The sequence below is a fragment of the Dactylosporangium thailandense genome (genome assembly GCF_059739745.1).
Window position 1 is genome coordinate 4326998 of the sequence record NZ_AP029195.1, and the last position, 17339, is coordinate 4344336.

Here is a 17339-nt window from a genome sequence, read left to right on the forward strand (position 1 = left end):
CATGTGCATAGTAATGATGTTCGTTGCGGCGGGGGTCTGACCAGGGAGTTCCCATGCCAGGACTACTCAGACGCCGAGGTGTTGATCCGGCTCACCGGAGGCTCGGCGAACCATCGACGACCAGTGGCGTCGGCGTGCGGATCGAGGATCTGACCGTCGCGTTCAAGGGCAAGACCGCTGTCGACAAGCTCAGCCTGTCGATCGATCCCGGTGAGATGCTCGTGTTGCTGGGGCCCTCGGGCTGCGGCAAGACGACCACCATGCGCTCCATCGTCGGGCTGCAACGTCCCGACGCCGGCACCATCACCATCGGCGACCGGGTCGTGTTCGACGCCGCCTCGCGGGTCGACGTGCCCGTCAATGCCCGCAAGGTCGGCATGGTGTTCCAGTCCTACGCCATCTGGCCGCACATGACCGTCGCCCAGAACATCGCGTTCCCGCTGCGTATGCAGCGCCGGCCCAAGGCGGAGATCGCCCGGCGGGTCGACGCGGCGCTCGAGACCGTCGGGCTGTCCGGGCTCGGGGGGCGGGGCGCAAGCCTGCTCAGCGGCGGTCAGATGCAGCGCGTCGCCGTGGCTCGCAGCTTCGTCATGGAACCGGCGATGCTGCTGCTCGACGAGCCGTTGAGCAACCTCGACGCCAAACTGCGTGAGAAGCTGCGGTTCGAGCTGCGCGAGCTGCAGCAGCGCCTGCACATGACGTCCGTGTACGTGACGCACGACCAGAGCGAGGCCCTCGCACTGGCCGACCGCGTCGCCATCATGAAGGACGGCGTCATCGAGCAGCTCGGCAGCCCCGCCGAGCTGTACACCAGACCGAGAACGACGTTCGTCGCCGACTTCCTCGGCGTCGACAACATCTTCCCCTCCGAGGTGCTGGGCCCGGCCGGCCCTGGCGGCTGTCAGGTACGCCTCGACGGCACCGACATCCGGCTGCGCGTGGAGCGCGATGCGAGCAACGGCGCGACCAACGTCTGCATCCGCCCCGAAGAGATCGACCTGCTGCCGGACGGTCAGACCGACCGGGCCAACGCGGTCGCCGTCACGATCCTGTCGACGAGCTATCTGGGCGACCGGGTGCGATACCACGCCGAGGCCGGACCGGGCCTGCGCCTGACCATCGTCAAGTCGGTCGGCGCGCCGGTGCCGGCGCCGGGGCAGGCCGCCACGGCCGTGCTGCCCGCGGACAAGGTCCAGCTCCTGCACTCCTGACCCCGAAGGGGCGCGGTGAACATTCTCCAACGACGGCGGTCGTGGTCCACGGCGCCCGTCGCATCCCTCATCGGCATCATCCTGCTGCTGCTCGTGGTCGTCCCGATGGGAACGCTGCTCGTGGCGGCGTTCACGGACACCCCGCCCCGGCCCGGCGCACCGCTGGGCAACTTCACCCTCGACAACCTCACCGCCATCTTCACCGGGGCCAGCCGCTCGGCGTTCATCAACACGCTCATCATCGGCGTCTGTGCCAGCCTGCTGGCGCTGGCGATCGGCTCGTCCCTGGCCTGGATCGCCGCCCGCACCGACGTGCCGTTGCGCGGTGTGGTGCAGGTGGCGGCCATCATGCCGATGTTCACCTCGTCGCTGGTCGGCGCGCTGGCCTGGTCGATGCTGGGCTCGCCCCGGCAGGGTTACCTCAACGTCATCCTGCGCTCGATCGGCCTGCCCGACTTCATCAACGTCTACTCGCTGCCGGGCATCATCTTCGTGGCCGGCATCTACTACTCGCCCTACGCATTCCTGCTCGTCAACGCGGCGCTGACCCTCATGAACCCCGAGCTCGAGGAAGCCGCGTACGTGCACGGTGCCCGGTTCCGCAACGTCATCGGCAGCGTGACGCTGCGGCTGGTCATGCCGGCGCTGCTGGGCGCCGGCACGCTGATCGCCGTCATGATCACCGAGAACTTCCCGATCCCGCAGATCCTGGGCTCGCCCTACGGCATCCAGACCATGCCGACCCAGATCTACCGGCTGATGGCCAACGCACCGTCGCGGCCGAACGAGGCCAGCGCCGCCGGCGCCGGGCTGCTCGTGCTGACCGGTGTCATGGTGTACCTGCAACGGCGGCTACTGGCCGGGCGGGAGTTCACGACCGTCTCCGGCAAGGGGTTCACGCCCCGCCGGCAGAAGCTCGGGGCGTGGCGCTGGCCCGCGTTCCTGCTCGCCGCGGTGTACGCCGTTCTCGCCGTGGGCCTGCCGACCTGGGCGCTGCTGCAGGGCGCGTTCCGGCGCAGCTCGTTCACCCGCGACGCCAAGGTGCTCTTCGACCCCGCCTCGTTCACCACCCGAACGTTCAACGAGGTGCTGCTGTCGGCCCACCTGCGCGACGTGCTGCTCAACAGCCTCATGATCGGCGCCGGCACCGCGGTCATCGGCGGTGGCGTCTATCTGCTCATCGCCTACTACGTGCACCGGATCAAGGGCCCCGGCCACAAGGTCTTCCCCTATGTCGCGATGTGGCCCGCGGCCGTGCCCGCGCTCGTCATCGGCCTGGGCTACCTGTGGACCTGGTCGCGGGTGACCGCCATCTACGGCACCCTGGCCATCCTCATCATCGGCTTCATCGGCCACCTGCTCCCGCAGGGCTTCCAGTCGGTCTCCTCGTCGCTCACCCAGGTGCACAGCGAGCTCGAGGAAAGCGCCCAGGTGTCCGGCGCGAGCCGGCTGCGCGCCGCCTGGGAGATCCTCGTCCCGCTCATCCGCACCGGCGTGGTGAGCACGATGCTGCTGCTGTTCATCCTGTCGATGCGCGAGATCAGCGTCGCCATCTTCCTGTTCACGTCGAAGACCGAGCCGCTGTCCATCGCCACCTACAACACATGGGAGACCGGGCGGATCGCTCCGGTCGCGGCGATGAGCCTCATCTACGTAGCCGTTCTCGTGGTGCTCACCCTGATCTCCCGCCGCTGGTTCGGCATGAAGACCGAGCGCAGCACCTGACACCCCCACCCCCAGATGTGAGAGGTACGGGTCAGATGAAGACAACCAGTCGTCGCTTTGCGATCGGCCTGATCGGGCTGGCGGTCCTGGTACCGGCCGCCGCCGCGTGTGGCGACGATCCCGCGCCCGCCATCCTCGAGTCCGGCAAGCCGTTCGTGGTCGAGGGCGAGACGATCGCCACCCAGGAACTCGTCGACGCCGCGGTCAAGGAAGGCACGCTCACCCTGTACACCGGACTCAACGAAGTCACGACGAGAGCGGTCAACGAGGCCTTCACCGCCGACACCGGCATCAAGGTCGAGTTCGTGCGCTCGCCGTCGAGCCGCCTGTTCGAGCGCGTCAAGAGCGAACTGGGCGCCGGCAACCTCCCGGCCGACATCGTCGCGATCGGCGACCCGTCGCTGGTGACCGACCTGGACAACAGCGGCCTGTACGCGCAGTACAAGGTCCCGATGGACGGTGACCTCGAGCCGCAGTACAAGTCGAAGAACGGCACCTACTACAGCTTCAGCAACCTGGCCAACGTGTTCGCCTACAACACCGAGGTGTTCAAGGGCACGCCACCGCAGTCGTGGGCCGACCTGGCCAACCTCGACGGCACCGCCAACCGGCTGGGCATGGTGCAGGCCGGGGCGAGCGCCGGTGGCTGGCGCCTGGCCTACTTCATGCGGCAGGAGCTCAGCAACGGCAGCGACAGCTACTGGCGCAAGATCGCCGCGACGAAGCCGCTCATCGACACGTCCACCGGCTCGCTGACCGAGAAGCTGTCGCGGGGTGAGATCGCGATCGCGCTGGCCCGGCCGCCGGAAGTCGCCGGCGCGCAGAAGGACGGCGCACCACTGAAGATCGTCTGGCCGTCCGACGGGTCGCCGATCATCTCCGCCTACGCCGGCGTCACCGCGAAGGCGCCGCACCCGAACGCGGCCAAGCTGTACCTGAGCTGGCTGCTGTCCAAGCGCGGGCAGTCGAAGCTCGCGGCCGAGGGCGGCGACTACGCCATCCGCACCGACGCCGCACCACCGCAGCTCAACGGCCAGGCCGCCCCGCCGCTGGCGGACATCAAGGCGAAGTTCGCACCCGACGCCGACCAGATCGCCAAGCGCGACGGGTGGCTCAAGGAGTGGGGCACCGTCTTCGGCATCGCCGGATAGGTCCCGGCCCGCACAACGGAGGTCAGGTTCAGATGTCATCCCTGCAAGGTGTCCGGGTCGTCGAGGTGGGCCAGTTCTACTTCGGCCCGTACTGCACGATGCTGCTGGCCCGCCTCGGCGCCGAGGTCGTCAAGGTCGAGGCCCCCGAGGGCGATCCGTACCGGCGGCTCGTCGACGCCTACGGCGACGGCAGCTCGGTGCAGTTCCAGCTCGTCAACGCGGGCAAGAAGGTGATCCGGCTCGACCTGAAGCAGCCCGCCGGGCGCGACGTGCTCATGCGCCTGGTCCGCGACAGCGACGTGCTGGTGCAGAACCTCGCGCCCGGCGCGATGGACCGGTTCGGGCTCGGCTGGGAGACCCTCCACGCGGCCGACCCGCGACTGATCATGGCGTCGGGCACCGGGTTCGGCTCGTTCGGCCCGTACAGCGGCGAACCGGCGATGGACCTGACCATCCAGGCCCGCACGGCGATCATGAGCACGACCGGGTTCGACGACGGCCCGCCCGTGCGCACCGGGCCGTCCGTCGTGGACTTCCTGGCCGCCTCGCACCTCGTCGCCGGGATCCTCGCCGCGCTGTACCACCGGGAACGCACCGGCGACGGGCAGCACGTCGAGGTGGCGCTGCAGGACGCGGTGATCCCGTCGCTGTCGTCGAACATCGCCGGCTTCGTCAACAGCCGGGGCACCATGCCCGAACGCACCGGCAACCGCAACGGCGGGCTCGCCGTGACGCCCTACAACGCCTACGAGACCGACGACGGCTGGATCGCGATCCTGTGCCCGACCGACGCGCACTGGCGGCGGCTGTGCGGGCTCATGAACGACCCGGAGGCCGACGCCGAGCGCTTCGCGCGACTGCCCGACCGCAACGCCGGGATGGACGAGGTCGACGCGATCGTCGGCCGCTGGACCCGCACCCGGTCCAAGGCCGAGCTGCGCGAGGCGCTGCGGGCGGCGAACATCCCGGCCGCGGAGGTGGTCACGCTGGCCGAGCTGATGGACGACCCGCACGTGGAGGCCCGCGGTGTCCTGCGCAAGATGCACGACCGGCAGGGGGACTGGCTGGCCTTCGGCAGCCCACTGCTGCTGTCCGAATCGCCCGTGGTCGAGCCCGTGCGGGCCGGCCGGCTGGGTGCCGACACGGACGCGGTCCTGTCCGACCGGCTGGGGCTGCCAGCCGGCGAGATCGCGGCGCTGCGCAGCACCGGCGCCATCTGATCTCAGCAGCGCCCTGCGACGAACGGTACTCAACGGCGCCATCTCATGAACGAGGAGTAGCAATGCCCGTGAGCCCAGAGCTCGTGGAGAGGATCCGGACCCACATCGGCGAATCGAGCGAGCCGCTGCACCTGAGGATCGACGCGCTCACGACGCGCCGATACGCCCGCGCGATCGGCGACGACAACCCGCTGTACCTCGACGAGGAGTACGCGCGGTCCAAGAGCTACGACGGCCTGGTCGTGCCGCCCAACTTCCTGCCGTCGGCGCTGGACTGGACCGACGGCGGACCCGAGCAGGACCTGCGCCTGGACGGCACACCGGCCCGGGAGCTCGCCTGGATCCCCTTGGAAGGGGTACGGATCATGGGCGGCGGTGAGGAGATGCAGTTCCACCGCGTCGTCACCGCCGGCACCGACGTCGTGTTCACCAGTGTCCTGCACGACGTCAGCACCCGGGAGTCGAAGTCCGGCCTGATGCTCGTGCTGCGGCTGCGCAACGAGTACACCGGCACGGACGGAACCCCCCTGATGACCTCGATGCGGACGGTGCTCGGACGATGACCACAGTGGACACAGCGATCGCCCGGTTCGCCGGCGACGTGCAGGTCGGCGACGCCATCCCGCCGGTGGAGCACCGGCCGACGCAGGTGCAGCTGTTCCGCTACTGCGCGGTCACGTGGAACGCCCACCGGATCCATTACGACAAGGACTACGCCGCGAGCGAGGGCTACCCCGACGTGCTCGTGCAGTCGCACCTGCACGGGGCGTTCCTCACCAGCCTGTGCACGGGCTGGATGGGTGAGCACGGCCGGCTGGTCCGGGTGCAGTACTCGGTGCGCCGCTTCGCCTGCCCGGGTGACGTGCTGCGCTGCGAGGGCGAGGTCGTGCGCGTCGAGCCGGCCGACGGCGGTGTCGTGGCGCACCTGAGCATCCGCGAGGTGCGCGAGTCCGACGACGTCGAATGCGCCCGCGGCGAGGCCGAGGTGTTCCTTCCCGTTGGTACCGGCGGGTCCTGAGAGGCGCCACGATGCAACCGCTGCGGATCGCGAACTGCTCCGGCTTCTACGGCGACCGTCTCTCGGCCGCCCGCGAGATGGTCGAGGGCGGCGAGATCGACGTGCTCACCGGGGACTACCTGGCCGAGCTGACCATGTTCCTCCTCTGGAAGGCGCGCACGGCCGGGCGTCCCGGCTACGCGGTCACCTTCCTGCGCCAGATGGAGCAGGTGCTGGGCACGTGCCTCGAGCGCGGAATCCGGATCGTCACCAACGCCGGTGGCCTCGACCCGGCGGCGCTGTCCGGTGCGCTGCTGGCTGCCGGTGAGCGCCTGGGCCTGGCCCCGCGGATCGCCTGCGTGAGCGGTGACGACCTGATGCCCCGCCTCGGTGAGCTCGAGGCGGCCGGCGTCTACCTGCGCAACCTCGACACCGGCGCGCGCCTGGCCGACTCGCCCGACCGCCCGGTCACGGCCAACGCCTATCTCGGCGGCCGGGCGATCGCCCACGCGCTGAACGAGGGTGCGGACATCGTGATCTGCGGGCGGGTCACCGACGCGTCGCTGGTCGTCGGGCCGTGCCTGTGGCGCTTCGGCTGGCGCACCGACGAGCACGACAAGCTGGCCGGTGCGGTCGCCGCCGGGCACGTCATCGAGTGCGGTGCGCAGGCCACCGGCGGCAACTACGCCTTCTTCACCGAGATCAAGGCGGCCGGGCTGCCCGGGTTCCCGATCGCCGAGATGTCGCCCGACGGCTCGAGCGTCATCACCAAGCACCCCGGCACCGGCGGCCTGGTCTCGGTCGGCACCGTCACCGCGCAGCTCCTGTACGAGGTCGGCGAGCGGTACTACCTCAACCCTGACGTCACCCTCGACCTCGCCTCGATCGAGCTCACGCCGGACGGGCCCGACCGGGTGCGGATCAGCGGGGTGCGGGGCCTGCCGCCGCCGCCGACGCTCAAGGTGGCGATCACCTGCGAGGGCCCGCACCGCCAGTCCGTCACGTTCGGCATTCCCGGCGGCGACGTCGAGCCGAAGATCGAGCGGGTCCGGCGAGACCTGCTCGAGGCGCTGGGCGGCGGCGCGCAGTTCGACGACGTCGCGTGGCACACGGTCCGCCTGGACCAGCCCGGCGCGACGCACAACGAGCTCGCGGTCGCCCGGCTCACGGCCACGTTCTCGGCCCGCGACCCGAAGCGGCTCGGCCGGCCGATCTTCGACGCCGCCACGGGCATCGCGCTGTCGACCTTCCCCGGCGTCTACTTCCCCGACGGCCGCGAGCAGAAGGCCTCGCAGACCGGCGTCAATTGGCCCTGCCTGGTGCCGCAGCAGCTGGTCAGCGAGCTGGTCGTGCGGCCCGACGGCACGGTGACCGAGCTGCCGCCGCTCGCGACCTCCTCGCTTGCCTCGCCCGCCTCGCCCGCCTCGCCCGCCTCGCCCGCCTCGCCCGCCTCGCCCGCCTCGCTTGCCGAGCCGGAGCCGGAGCCGGAGGCCGGGCCGGGGCCCGGGCCGGGGCCGGGCGGGCCAACCGCGGCGGTGTCCCTCGGCCGGCTGTTCGGCGCCCGCTCCGGCGACAAGGGGGCCAACGCCAACGTCGGCATCTGGGGCCGCACCGACGCCGAGTTCGCCTGGCTCAGCACCTCGTTCACCGTCGAGGCGCTGCGGGCGGTGTTCCCCGAGGCCGACGGTCTGCCGATCACACGCACGGTGCTGCCCAACCTGAAGGCGGTGAACTTCGTCGTGCACGGTCTGCTCGGCCAGGGCGCGGCCGCCGGTTCCCGCTTCGACCCGCAGGCCAAGGGGCTGGCCGAGTTCATCCGCAGCCGGACGGTGCGGGTGCCGGCGTCCCTGCTGGAGGAGGCGCGATGAGCGCGAGCATGACGAAGCCGTGGATCGACCTCACACCGGCCGCGCTGGCGGAGATCCCGGTCGGCACCGGGGTCTACGAGATTCGCGATGCCGGGGGCGAAGTGCTCGACATCGGCTACGCGGGCGCCCGCGAGCCGTTCGGGCTGCGCTCGGCGATCCAGCGGGTCTCGGCCGAACTCGCCGGCCAGCCCGGTGCCGGCCTGCAGATGCGGTACGAGCAGCACGTGCAGTACCGCAGCCGGCACATCGAGCTGGTGCTCAGCCATCGGGCCCACCAGGACGGCCGGGTGCCGGACCGGGTCGCCGCCCGCGAACCGGCCGTGCACGGTCGCCTGGCCGCCGGCAGCCAATCGAGAACAGGAGGACAGCTTCGTGTTGCAGCTGAGTGACGAGCAGCAGGCCTTGCTGGAGACCGTGCGCCGCTTCGTACATGACGAGATCCGGCCGCTGGAGGACGGCCTCGACCCCGACGAGAGTGTGCTGCCCAAGGCTGACTTCGACCGCCTGACCGCGATGACCAAGGCGATGGGGCTGTACAACCTCGACCTGCCGGTGCGCGAGGGCGGGCCGGAGATCGACCTGGTGACCCGTTGCCTGCTGGCGATCGAGATGTCGCAGCACCGGGCCGGGCTGTACGCCCCCTGTTACGACGTGTTCGGGCGCACCGGGCAGATCCCGCTGCTGTCGGCCTGGGCGACACCCGAGCAGCGCACGCGCTATCTGGAGCCGTCGATCCGGGGCGAGAAGCTGGCCGCGTTCGCGCTGTCCGAGCCGTCCGGCGGCAGCGACCCCGGCCGCTCGATCACGACCCGGGCGGTTCAGGACGGCGACGACTGGGTGATCAACGGCGACAAACTGTGGATCAGCATGGCCCACGAGGCGCAGTTCGCGCTGGTGTTCGCCCGCACCGGAGGGCCCGGCCGCGACGGCATCACCTGCTTCATCGTCGACACCGACACGCCGGGCTTTCACGTGCGGCGCATCGTGCACACGCTGCGGGCGACCCATCCGGCGACCGAGCTGCAGCTGGAGAACGTGCGGGTGCCGGCCGGGAACATGCTCGGCGGCCTCGGCCAGGGCTTCGCGCTGGCCAACGAGCGGCTCAGCCGCAACCGCATCCCGTACAGCGCCGGGTGCATCGGCGTCGCGGTGCGGGCCCAGCAGCTCGCCATCGAGTGGGCGAAGATGCGCACGGCGTTCGGCAAGACCCTCGCCGAGCACCAGGGCATCGCCTGGATGCTGGTCGAGAACGAGCACGACATTCGCTCCGCCACCCTGCTCGTGCTCGCCGCGGCGAGTGCCGCCGACGCCGGGCGGCCGTTCCGCAGCGAGGCCGCGCTGGCCAAGATCGCGGCGACCGAGGCCGCCGCCCGGGTGGTCGACCGCAGCATCCAGATCCACGGCGGCATGGGCGTCTCGCGCGAGATGCCGCTCGAACGCTGGTACCGGGAGCTGCGCATCCGCCGCATCGGTGAGGGCGCGACCGAGGTGCAGAAGGTGATCATCAGCCGCGACCTGCTGGGCGCGCCCTACCGGTTCTTCCTGGCGAGGTGAGCAGCGTGGGCGAGGCGATCGAACTGCCCGAGTCGTTCCGGTTCACCGTGCGCAGCCGCGGCCGCACGATCACCGAGGGCGACTTCAGCCTGATGACCAACCTGACCTGGACGACTTCGGAGATCCACACCAATAAGGTGCTCATGGCCGACTCGCCCGGCGGTGAACGGCTGCTGGCCGGTGCGTGCGTGCTCGCGTTCGCGCTCGGCCTGTCGACACCGGCGATCAAGCCCGAGCTCGAGGCGCTCGGCGTGCGGCTGATCGCGCTGGTCGGATACGACAACGTGCGGTTCCGGGCCCCGCTGCGCCCGGGCGACACGGTGTACATCGAGTCGCGGCTGGAGAGCCTGCTGCGCACCAGCAAACCGCCGCGAGCCGTCGTCAACTGCGCCGACACCCTGCTCGACAGCGAGGGCCGGGTGCTGTGCACCTACACGAGGAGTGCGCTGTGTGACATCGCCGGTACCGCGCTCTACAGTGGACCTGGAACATGACCACTGTATGCATCTTTCATGGTGCCCCGGCGTGAGGCCGGCCGGCACAGTCGACGGGGAGGCCATCGTGGCCGCGTCAGCACGATCCGAAGGCTCATCCCCGCGCCGGCGGCGCACCGGCTCCGACGCCCAGGCCGAGTTGCCGCCGATCGAACGGACCCGGCGGCTGCCGCAGAAGTCCTCGTTCATCCTGGCCGAGACCATCATGCAGGACATCGTGCGCGAGCGGCTCAAGCCGGGCGACGCGCTGCCCGCCGAGAAGGAGATGGTCGACCGTTACGGCATGGGCCGCACCACGGTGCGCGAGGCGCTGCGGCTGCTCGAATACCAGGGTGCGATCCAGATCCGCCAGGGTCTCGGCGGCGGACCCTATGTGCAGACCCCGAACTCGTCGCACTTCGCCAGCACGATCATCTTCCTGATGCAGATGCAGCGCACGCCGTTCAAGTCGATCGTCGAGGTGCGCACCGCGCTCGAGCCGATGATCTGCCGGTTGGCGGCCGAGCGCATCTCCGCCGAGGCGCTGGCGGAGCTGACCCGTACCGTCACGGAAATGCACCGCATCGTGGACGACCACGAGCAGAGCATGCAGTTCAGCGACCTCAACACCCGGTTCCACAACGTGATCGCGTGGTCCTCCGACAACGCGCTGTTCCGCTACCTGGCCGACTCGCTGCTGGACATCATGGACGGCGCGATCGTGGGCCTCAGCTACTCCGAACGCAACCAGCGCGGCGTGATCAGAGCGCACGAAGCCATCCTGGCGGCGCTCAACGAGCACGACGGCGACGCCGCGTTCGAGACCATGACCAAGCACCTCGCCGAGTGGGAGACCTACGCCCGGCGGCGGTTCCCCGACGCGCTCGAGCAGAGCGTGCCGTGGACGTGGACGGGCAGCGGTGGCTACCGCTTCTCGGTCCCGGCCCGGGGCACGCCGATGGAAGGTTGATCGCCCATGGTCGTCGACGACCCGAAGGATCTGCCGTTCGCCCCTGACCTGTTGCACGGCCAGGTCGCCATCGTCACCGGCGGCGGCAGCGGACTGGGCCGGGGCATCGCGCTCGGCCAGGCGGCCGTCGGTGCGGCCGTCGCCGTCACCGGCCGGCGTCAGGCCCGCATCGACGAGGTCGCGGCCGAGATCACCGGTGCGGGCGGCCGGGCCGCCGCGATCCCGTGTGACATCCGCGACCCCGAGGCCGTCGAGGCGATGGTGGCGGCCGCCGAGGCCGCGCTCGGCCCGGCCGGCATCCTGGTCAACAACGCCGGTGCCACGTTCACCGCGCCGGCCGAGACACTGTCGCCCAATGCCTTCCGGTCGGTGGTCGAGACCGACGCGTTCGGCACCTTCTACGCCTGCCAGTCGGCGGGCCGGCGCTGGATCGAACGGGGCAGCGGCGGCGCGATCCTCAACATCACCAGCACCTCACCGATGACCGGCAACCCGGGCCGCATCCACGGCGGCGTCGGCAAGGCCGGTGTCGACTCGCTTACCAAGAGCCTCGCGGTCGAGTGGGGCCGCCACGGCATCCGGGTCAACGCGCTCGCGCCCGGCTACACCCCGACCGCCGGGGTGGACAAGGCGACCGGCGCCTCCGCGGTGGGGCTGGAGGCCGGTGTCCCGCTCGGCCGGGTCGGCACCGTGCGCGACATCGCCTGGCCGGCCGTGTTCCTGGTCTCGCCGATCGCGGCCTTCGTCAACGGTGCCGTCCTCGTGGTCGACGGCGGCAAGTGGCTGTCCTCGGGCCGCTCGTTCACGGCCGCCTCCCCGAGCTGACCCTCGGCGTCGGCCGGACACATCTGCAATTTCTGCGCAAGGGGTGGCAATGAACTGGTGGGTTGTCGGTGCGCTGCTCGCGGGCGGTGCGGGCGGACTGGTGGCCGAACGGCTCGGCGTGCCGGGCGGCCTGCTGCTCGGCTCGCTGCTGGGCGCCGCGATGGTGGCTCTCCTGCGCGACTCGACGATGCACGTGCCGGGCTGGCTCAACACCGGCGCCCAGCTGGTGATCGGTGGCGCGATCGGCCTGCAGGTGACCCGCTCGAGCCTGGCCTCGCTCGGCTGGGCGGTGCTGCCGGCCATCCTGTCGGCCGTGCTGATCATCGGCGCGGGGATCGGCATCGCCTATCTGCTGCGCGCTCTGCACCTCGCCCCGCCCGGCGACGTGCTGGCCACGTCTCCGGGCGCGCTGAGCGTGGTGTCGACGATTGCGCTGCAACGGGGCGAGGGCCCGCATGTGGCGCTGTTCCACCTGCTCCGCGTCGTGCTCGTGATCGTGACGCTGCCGATGCTGACCCGCCTGCTCCCGGACGGCTCCTGACCGACAGTGCACAACGGCCGGCCCCGTCTCCAGGTCCGGCCGGCAGGACGTCGGCGACCACCTCGTCGATGCCGACCCGGTCGGCCACGGCACGGGCGGCAGGCTGCCCCGGCCGCCGTCTTTGCCCGCGGCCGGCGCCGGCCGGGTGTTACGATCGGCGCGCACCGCGGGCGCAAGCGCTGTAGCAGCGCGCGGACAGGCGCAACGACGGTGCTCGGCGATTCCTCGCCGCGAGCGGACGTCCACATCGGACGGTTGACCCGACGCCGGCTGCGCCGATCTACCGGAGACATCTGCGATGACGATGCACGCCGACGACGCTGACCTGCGCCGTCACCTCCGCGACGCCGAGATTCCCGCGCTCCTGATGACGCTGGCGCACCTGACCGGCGACACCTCGATCCTGCGCGACGACCTGCGCACCGACGGCTGGCTGTTCCTGCCGCAGGGCGGGCTGACCGCCCGGCAGCGGGAGGAGGCCCGCACGCTCGCGGCCGGCGTGCTCGCCCGGCTCGGCGACGGTGCCGCGGTGCCGTCGCCGGATGCGCCGACGCTGCGCCGGATCACCGGCTGGGCCCTGGGTGTGGACACGGCCGACCTGGTACCCATGCTGGCCGAGGAGATCATCCTGCCCGGCGCGGATCCCAGGGCGCCCGGCTGGAGCCGCGACGACCTGCCCGGCGCGCCCGACGTCGAGGTCGCCGTCGTCGGCGCCGGGATGAGCGGGCTGCTCGCCGCGCACCGGCTGACCCAGGCCGGGGTGTCCGTCACCGTGTACGAGAAGAACGGCGACGTCGGCGGCACCTGGTTCGAGAACACGTATCCGGGCTGCCGGGTCGACGTGGCCAGCCAGCTGTACAGCTACTCCTTCGCGCAGCGCGCCGACTGGCCGTACCACTTCAGCACCCACGAGAGCCTGCGCCAGTACTTCACCGAGTTCGCCAAGCAGCACGGCCTCTACGACCACATCCGCTTCGACACCGAGGTCCGCGCGGCCGCCTGGGACGAGGCGGCGGGGCGCTGGCGGCTCACCCTGGACACGCCCGACGGCGCCCGCACCGTCACCAGCACCGTGCTCGTGACCGCCGTCGGGCAGCTCAACCGGCCCCGCCTGCCCGACATCGCGGGACGCGACGAGTTCGCGGGCGCGGCGTTCCACTCCGCGCGCTGGGACCACGGCATCGAGCTGACCGGACGGCGGGTCGCGGTCGTCGGCACCGGCGCCAGCGCCATCCAGTTCGTCCCGGAGATCGCCAAGACGGCCGGCGAGGTGCGCGTCTTCCAGCGCACGCCGCCGTGGCTGCGGCCCACCATGCACTACCACCACCCGGTCGCCGACGGGCTGCGCTGGTTGTACGAGCACCTGCCGTACTACCTCGCCTGGCACCGCTTCTGGCTGCTCGCGCCGGGGCTGCACCGCGTGCTCGAGGGCTGGGTCGTCGACCGCGACTACCCGCCCACCGAGCGGGCCGTCTCGGCGATGAACGAGGCGCTGCGCGTGACGCTCGCCGGCCACATGCGCGGCCAGCTCGCCGACCGCCCCGACCTCGAGCCGCTGGTGATCCCCGGCTACCCGGTCGGCGCCAGGCGGGTCCTGCGCGACAACGGCGCGTGGATCGCCACGCTCAAGCGCCACAACGTCCGGCTGGTGGGCGAGCGGATCGAGCGGGTCACGCCGGGCGGCATCCGGACCGCGGACGGCACCGAGCACCCCGCCGACGTCATCGTCTACGGCACCGGCTTCGCCGCGTCGCAGTTCCTCGCGCCGATGTCGGTCACCGGTCGCGGCGGCGTCGACCTGCACCAATCCTGGAACGGCAACGCTCGCGCCCATCTCGGCCTCACCGTGCCCGGCTTCCCGAACCTGTTCTGCCTCTACGGGCCGAACACGAACCTCGCGGGGCACGGCGGCAGCATCATCCACATGTCCGAGTGCGGCGTCACGTACCTGCTCGACGCGGTGCGGCACCTGCTCGGCTCGACGCACCGGGCGATCGAGGTGCGGCCCGAGGTCTGCGAAGCCTTCAGCGCCGAGGTGGACGCGGCCAACGCCGAGCGCGCCTGGGGCTTCTCGAGGACCGGCGGCTGGTACGTCAACCCCGCCGGACGGTCGGCGCAGAACTGGCCGTTCCCGCCGCACGAGTACTGGCGGCGCACCCGGCGGTTCGCCCCGGCCGAGTACCTCCACCTGCCGTAGCCGCCTGGATGACCGCGCCGGCGTCCCGCAGCGCACGGGCGCCCTCGGGCAGGATCGGGTGGTACCACTGCCAGACATGGAACATGTGCGGCCAGTGGTGCAGCACGGCCCGCCCGCCGGCGGCCCGGATGCCGTCGACGAGCCTCGTCGCGTCGTCGAGCAGCACCTCCTGGCCGCCGGCCTGGACCAGCACCGGTGGCAGGCGGGCGAGGTCGCCGAAGAGGGGCGAGATGCCCGGCCGCCGCGGATCGGCGCCGCCGGCGTACCGGGCGGCCATCTCCCGGAGCTCGTCGGCGACCAGCACCGGGTCCGCCGCCGCCAGCTCCCGATGGCTGCGGGAGGAGCAGGTCAGGTCGGTCCACGGCGACAGCAGCACCAGCAGGTCCGGCGGGCGGCCCCCGTCGTCGCGCACGCGCATCGCCACCGACAGGGCCAGGCCGGCGCCGGCCGAGTCCCCGGCGACGACGATCGGGCTGTCCGGCGCCGCGGCGCGGATGGCCTCCAGCGCGGCCAGGCCGTCGTCGACCGCGGCCGGGAACGGCTCCTCGGGGCCTCGGCGGTAGTCCAGCACGAGACAGCCGGCCCCGGCGGAGTCGGCCAGCAGGCCCGCCAGGTGCAGGTGGGTCCGGGCGGAGCCCAGGCAGTAGAAGCCGCCGTGCAGGTAGAGCAGTACGGGCCGGTTCGCGGCGGGACGGCGCAGCCAGGTGCCCGAGGCCGCCCCGACCGGTACCGCCTCCAGATCGACCGGCGCCCCCACGAACGCGGCGGCGGACCGCTCGTACGCGATCCGCCACTGCTCGAGCGTGGCCGGCCGTCGCAGGGCCGCGTTCCGCAGCATCTGCCGCACCAGCGCCGCGTTCGGCGACGGAGGGTCGGACACGACCAGGTCGGCGTACGGCATCGGCGTCACTGCGCCGTGTATCCGCCGTCGGTGGCGAAGCACGAGCCGGTGGTGTTGGACGCGCGGTCGGAGGCGAGGAACGCGATCAGCTCGGCGACCTCCTCGCAGCGGCCCAGCCGGCACGTCGGGTGCAGGTAGGCCACGCCGACCGCGCTCTCCCGCTTCAGCATGGGCGCCTCGATGAAGCCCGGACCGACGCTGTTGACCCGGATGCCCTGCCTGGCGTACTCCAGGGCGGCGCTCTTGGTCATGCCGACGACGCCGTGCTTGGCCGCCACGTAGGCCACCGACCGCGGGAAGCCGACCGACCCCATGACCGATGCCACGTTGACGATGGACCCGGATCCGTTGCCGAGCATGGCGGGGATCTCGGCCCGCATCGAGTAGAACACCCCGCTGAGGTTGACCGCGATCACGTCGTCCCAGCCGTCCAGCGGGTACTCCCCCGTGAGGACCCGCGGCCCGCCGATGCCGGCGTTGTTCACGGCGACGTCGAGCCGGCCGAACGAGTCCACCGCGGCGGCGACCATCGCCTCGCACGCCTTGGGGTCGCGCACGTCGACCCGGTGGGCCACGGCGCTCGTGCCGATGGCCTCGGCGACGCGCGTCGCCGCGTCGAGGTCCACGTCGGCGACCAGGACACCGGCGCCACGCGCGGCCAGCAGCGACGCGCACGCCTCGCCGATGCCCGAGCCGGCGCCCGTGACGAGCGCGGCCCGGTCCGCGAAGTCGCTCATGCCCGCACCGCCATCGCCTGCGCGCCCCCGCGCGCGTTGACCGAGCCGACCACCCGGCGCGCCCACGGCTGCCAGTCCTCGAGGCCGAGGAACCGGCCGAGCCGCTCGAGCTGCGGCAGCGGGTCGTCGACGATGTCCTCGTACGCCATCCTCAGCAGGCGCCGTGGCCGTGCGTCGGCGATGGCCTGCTCGGCCTGGCTGGCGAGGAACGCGCACAGCCCCTGGAAACGCCGGACGTCCTGGCCGCGTTCGCGCAGCGTCTCGGCGGTCAGGCGGTCGGGCAGGTACCGCTCCACCTCCGCCGGCACCCGCTGGCCGGGGGCGATCTCGAACGGGTCGAGGCCGTACTGGCCGACCAGCTCCACGCGCAGCTGCATGAGCTGGAAGCAGGAGTGCCGGCTCATCGACCGGGCGGTGTCCGCCCAGTCGCGCGTCAGGTAGACGATCCTCGCGTCGGGGAAGTCCCGCAGCAGGCGGGGCGCGATGTTGCTGGAGCCGCCGGAGCGCTCGACCCAGCGCCGCCGGCCGGCGAGCGAGGTGAGCAGGTCCAGGAACATCCGGTGGTGCCGGGCCAGCGGCTGCTCCGGGAACGCGGGCACCAGCCCGGCGAGCACGTCGTACAGGCGGTCGGGGTCGGCCGAGAGCTTCGGCAGCGTGATCGCGAGGATCTGCGGGAGCTCGGCGAGGTTGCCGGCCCAGCGGCCGTGCGCCGGGTAGCGCACCTCGGGCGGCACGAGGCCGGTCCGGACCAGGGTGGCGAGCTGGGTGCTGGGCGCGCTCAGGGCGGACCAGTACGCCGGGCCGGTGAGCACCGTCTCGCTGGCGATCCCGGGCGTCACCCACATGAGGCACTCCTGGACCGACAGGGTGTCGGGCTGCTCGGCGATGAGGTCGGAGAGCATCGTCGAGCCGCACCGGCCGGTGTTGATGATGATGGCGTGATCGTGGGTCGCTGGATCCATGGATTTT

General features: G+C 71.6%; 17 protein-coding genes. 14 read left to right on the forward strand and 3 right to left on the reverse strand.

What is annotated here, in order from left to right; translation table 11 throughout:
• Positions 1-134 precede the first annotated feature (134 nt).
• The 14 genes from AC6JBM_RS18690 to AC6JBM_RS18755 all read left to right on the forward strand — a co-directional run bounded on the left by AC6JBM_RS18690 (position 135) and on the right by AC6JBM_RS18755 (position 14732).
• The gene (locus AC6JBM_RS18690) at positions 135-1211 is read left to right on the forward strand and encodes an ABC transporter ATP-binding protein (RefSeq protein ID WP_497984857.1); all 1077 of its coding nucleotides are present in this window, start codon (positions 135-137) and stop codon (positions 1209-1211) included.
• Positions 1212-1226: 15 nt separating this feature from the next.
• A complete protein-coding gene (locus tag AC6JBM_RS18695; protein ID WP_497984858.1) occupies positions 1227-2936 on the forward strand; it encodes an ABC transporter permease in 1710 nt (569 codons plus the stop codon).
• 35 nt (positions 2937-2971) lie between these two features.
• Positions 2972-4087, forward strand: a complete 1116-nt coding sequence (locus AC6JBM_RS18700) for an ABC transporter substrate-binding protein (protein WP_497984859.1) — start codon at positions 2972-2974, stop codon at positions 4085-4087.
• Between the two features lie 32 nt (positions 4088-4119).
• Positions 4120-5307, forward strand: coding sequence for a CaiB/BaiF CoA transferase family protein (locus AC6JBM_RS18705; protein ID WP_497984860.1), 1188 nt, complete (start codon positions 4120-4122; stop codon positions 5305-5307).
• A 62-nt stretch (positions 5308-5369) separates the two neighbouring features.
• On the forward strand, positions 5370-5870 hold the full coding sequence (locus AC6JBM_RS18710) for an FAS1-like dehydratase domain-containing protein (RefSeq protein WP_497984861.1): 501 nt from the start codon (positions 5370-5372) through the stop codon (positions 5868-5870).
• Complete coding sequence (locus tag AC6JBM_RS18715) at positions 5867-6325, forward strand: hotdog family protein (RefSeq protein ID WP_497984862.1); 459 nt, start codon at positions 5867-5869, stop codon at positions 6323-6325. Before AC6JBM_RS18710 ends, AC6JBM_RS18715 begins: the two co-directional genes overlap by 4 nt.
• A gap of 11 nt (positions 6326-6336) precedes the next feature.
• On the forward strand, positions 6337-8172 hold the full coding sequence (locus tag AC6JBM_RS18720) for an acyclic terpene utilization AtuA family protein (protein ID WP_497984863.1): 1836 nt from the start codon (positions 6337-6339) through the stop codon (positions 8170-8172).
• On the forward strand, positions 8169-8561 hold the full coding sequence (locus tag AC6JBM_RS18725) for a DUF7508 domain-containing protein (protein ID WP_497984864.1): 393 nt from the start codon (positions 8169-8171) through the stop codon (positions 8559-8561). The genes AC6JBM_RS18720 and AC6JBM_RS18725 overlap by 4 nt, the downstream gene beginning before the upstream one ends.
• Positions 8545-9726: an acyl-CoA dehydrogenase family protein gene (locus AC6JBM_RS18730; protein ID WP_497984865.1), complete on the forward strand. Its 1182-nt coding sequence runs from the start codon at positions 8545-8547 to the stop codon at positions 9724-9726. The genes AC6JBM_RS18725 and AC6JBM_RS18730 overlap by 17 nt, the downstream gene beginning before the upstream one ends.
• 5 nt (positions 9727-9731) lie before the next feature.
• On the forward strand, positions 9732-10220 hold the full coding sequence (locus tag AC6JBM_RS18735; RefSeq protein ID WP_497984866.1) for a MaoC/PaaZ C-terminal domain-containing protein: 489 nt from the start codon (positions 9732-9734) through the stop codon (positions 10218-10220).
• A 31-nt stretch (positions 10221-10251) separates the two neighbouring features.
• Positions 10252-11169, forward strand: coding sequence for a FadR/GntR family transcriptional regulator (locus AC6JBM_RS18740; RefSeq protein WP_497984867.1), 918 nt, complete (start codon positions 10252-10254; stop codon positions 11167-11169).
• Between the two features lie 6 nt (positions 11170-11175).
• Positions 11176-11994 (forward strand): SDR family oxidoreductase, encoded by an 819-nt coding sequence (locus tag AC6JBM_RS18745; protein ID WP_497984868.1) that lies wholly within the window; start codon positions 11176-11178, stop codon positions 11992-11994.
• A complete protein-coding gene (locus tag AC6JBM_RS18750) occupies positions 11921-12535 on the forward strand; it encodes an AbrB family transcriptional regulator (RefSeq protein WP_497984869.1) in 615 nt (204 codons plus the stop codon). The genes AC6JBM_RS18745 and AC6JBM_RS18750 overlap by 74 nt, the downstream gene beginning before the upstream one ends.
• Positions 12536-12833: 298 nt before the next feature.
• Complete coding sequence (locus AC6JBM_RS18755) at positions 12834-14732, forward strand: flavin-containing monooxygenase (protein WP_497984870.1); 1899 nt, start codon at positions 12834-12836, stop codon at positions 14730-14732.
• Here the strand turns inward: AC6JBM_RS18755 and AC6JBM_RS18760 are convergent.
• The 3 genes from AC6JBM_RS18760 to AC6JBM_RS18770 are packed head-to-tail and all read right to left on the reverse strand — an operon-like array spanning position 14629 to position 17332.
• Complete coding sequence (locus AC6JBM_RS18760) at positions 14629-15633, reverse strand: alpha/beta hydrolase (RefSeq protein ID WP_497984871.1); 1005 nt, start codon at positions 15631-15633, stop codon at positions 14629-14631. The two genes, AC6JBM_RS18755 and AC6JBM_RS18760, sit on opposite strands and share 104 nt — an antisense overlap.
• A 5-nt stretch (positions 15634-15638) precedes the next feature.
• Positions 15639-16370, reverse strand: a complete 732-nt coding sequence (locus AC6JBM_RS18765; protein WP_497984872.1) for an SDR family NAD(P)-dependent oxidoreductase — start codon at positions 16368-16370, stop codon at positions 15639-15641.
• Entirely contained in the window at positions 16367-17332 is a 966-nt protein-coding gene (locus tag AC6JBM_RS18770; protein WP_497984873.1) for a sulfotransferase domain-containing protein, read from the reverse strand. The genes AC6JBM_RS18765 and AC6JBM_RS18770 overlap by 4 nt, the downstream gene beginning before the upstream one ends.
• Positions 17333-17339: the final 7 nt, after the last annotated feature.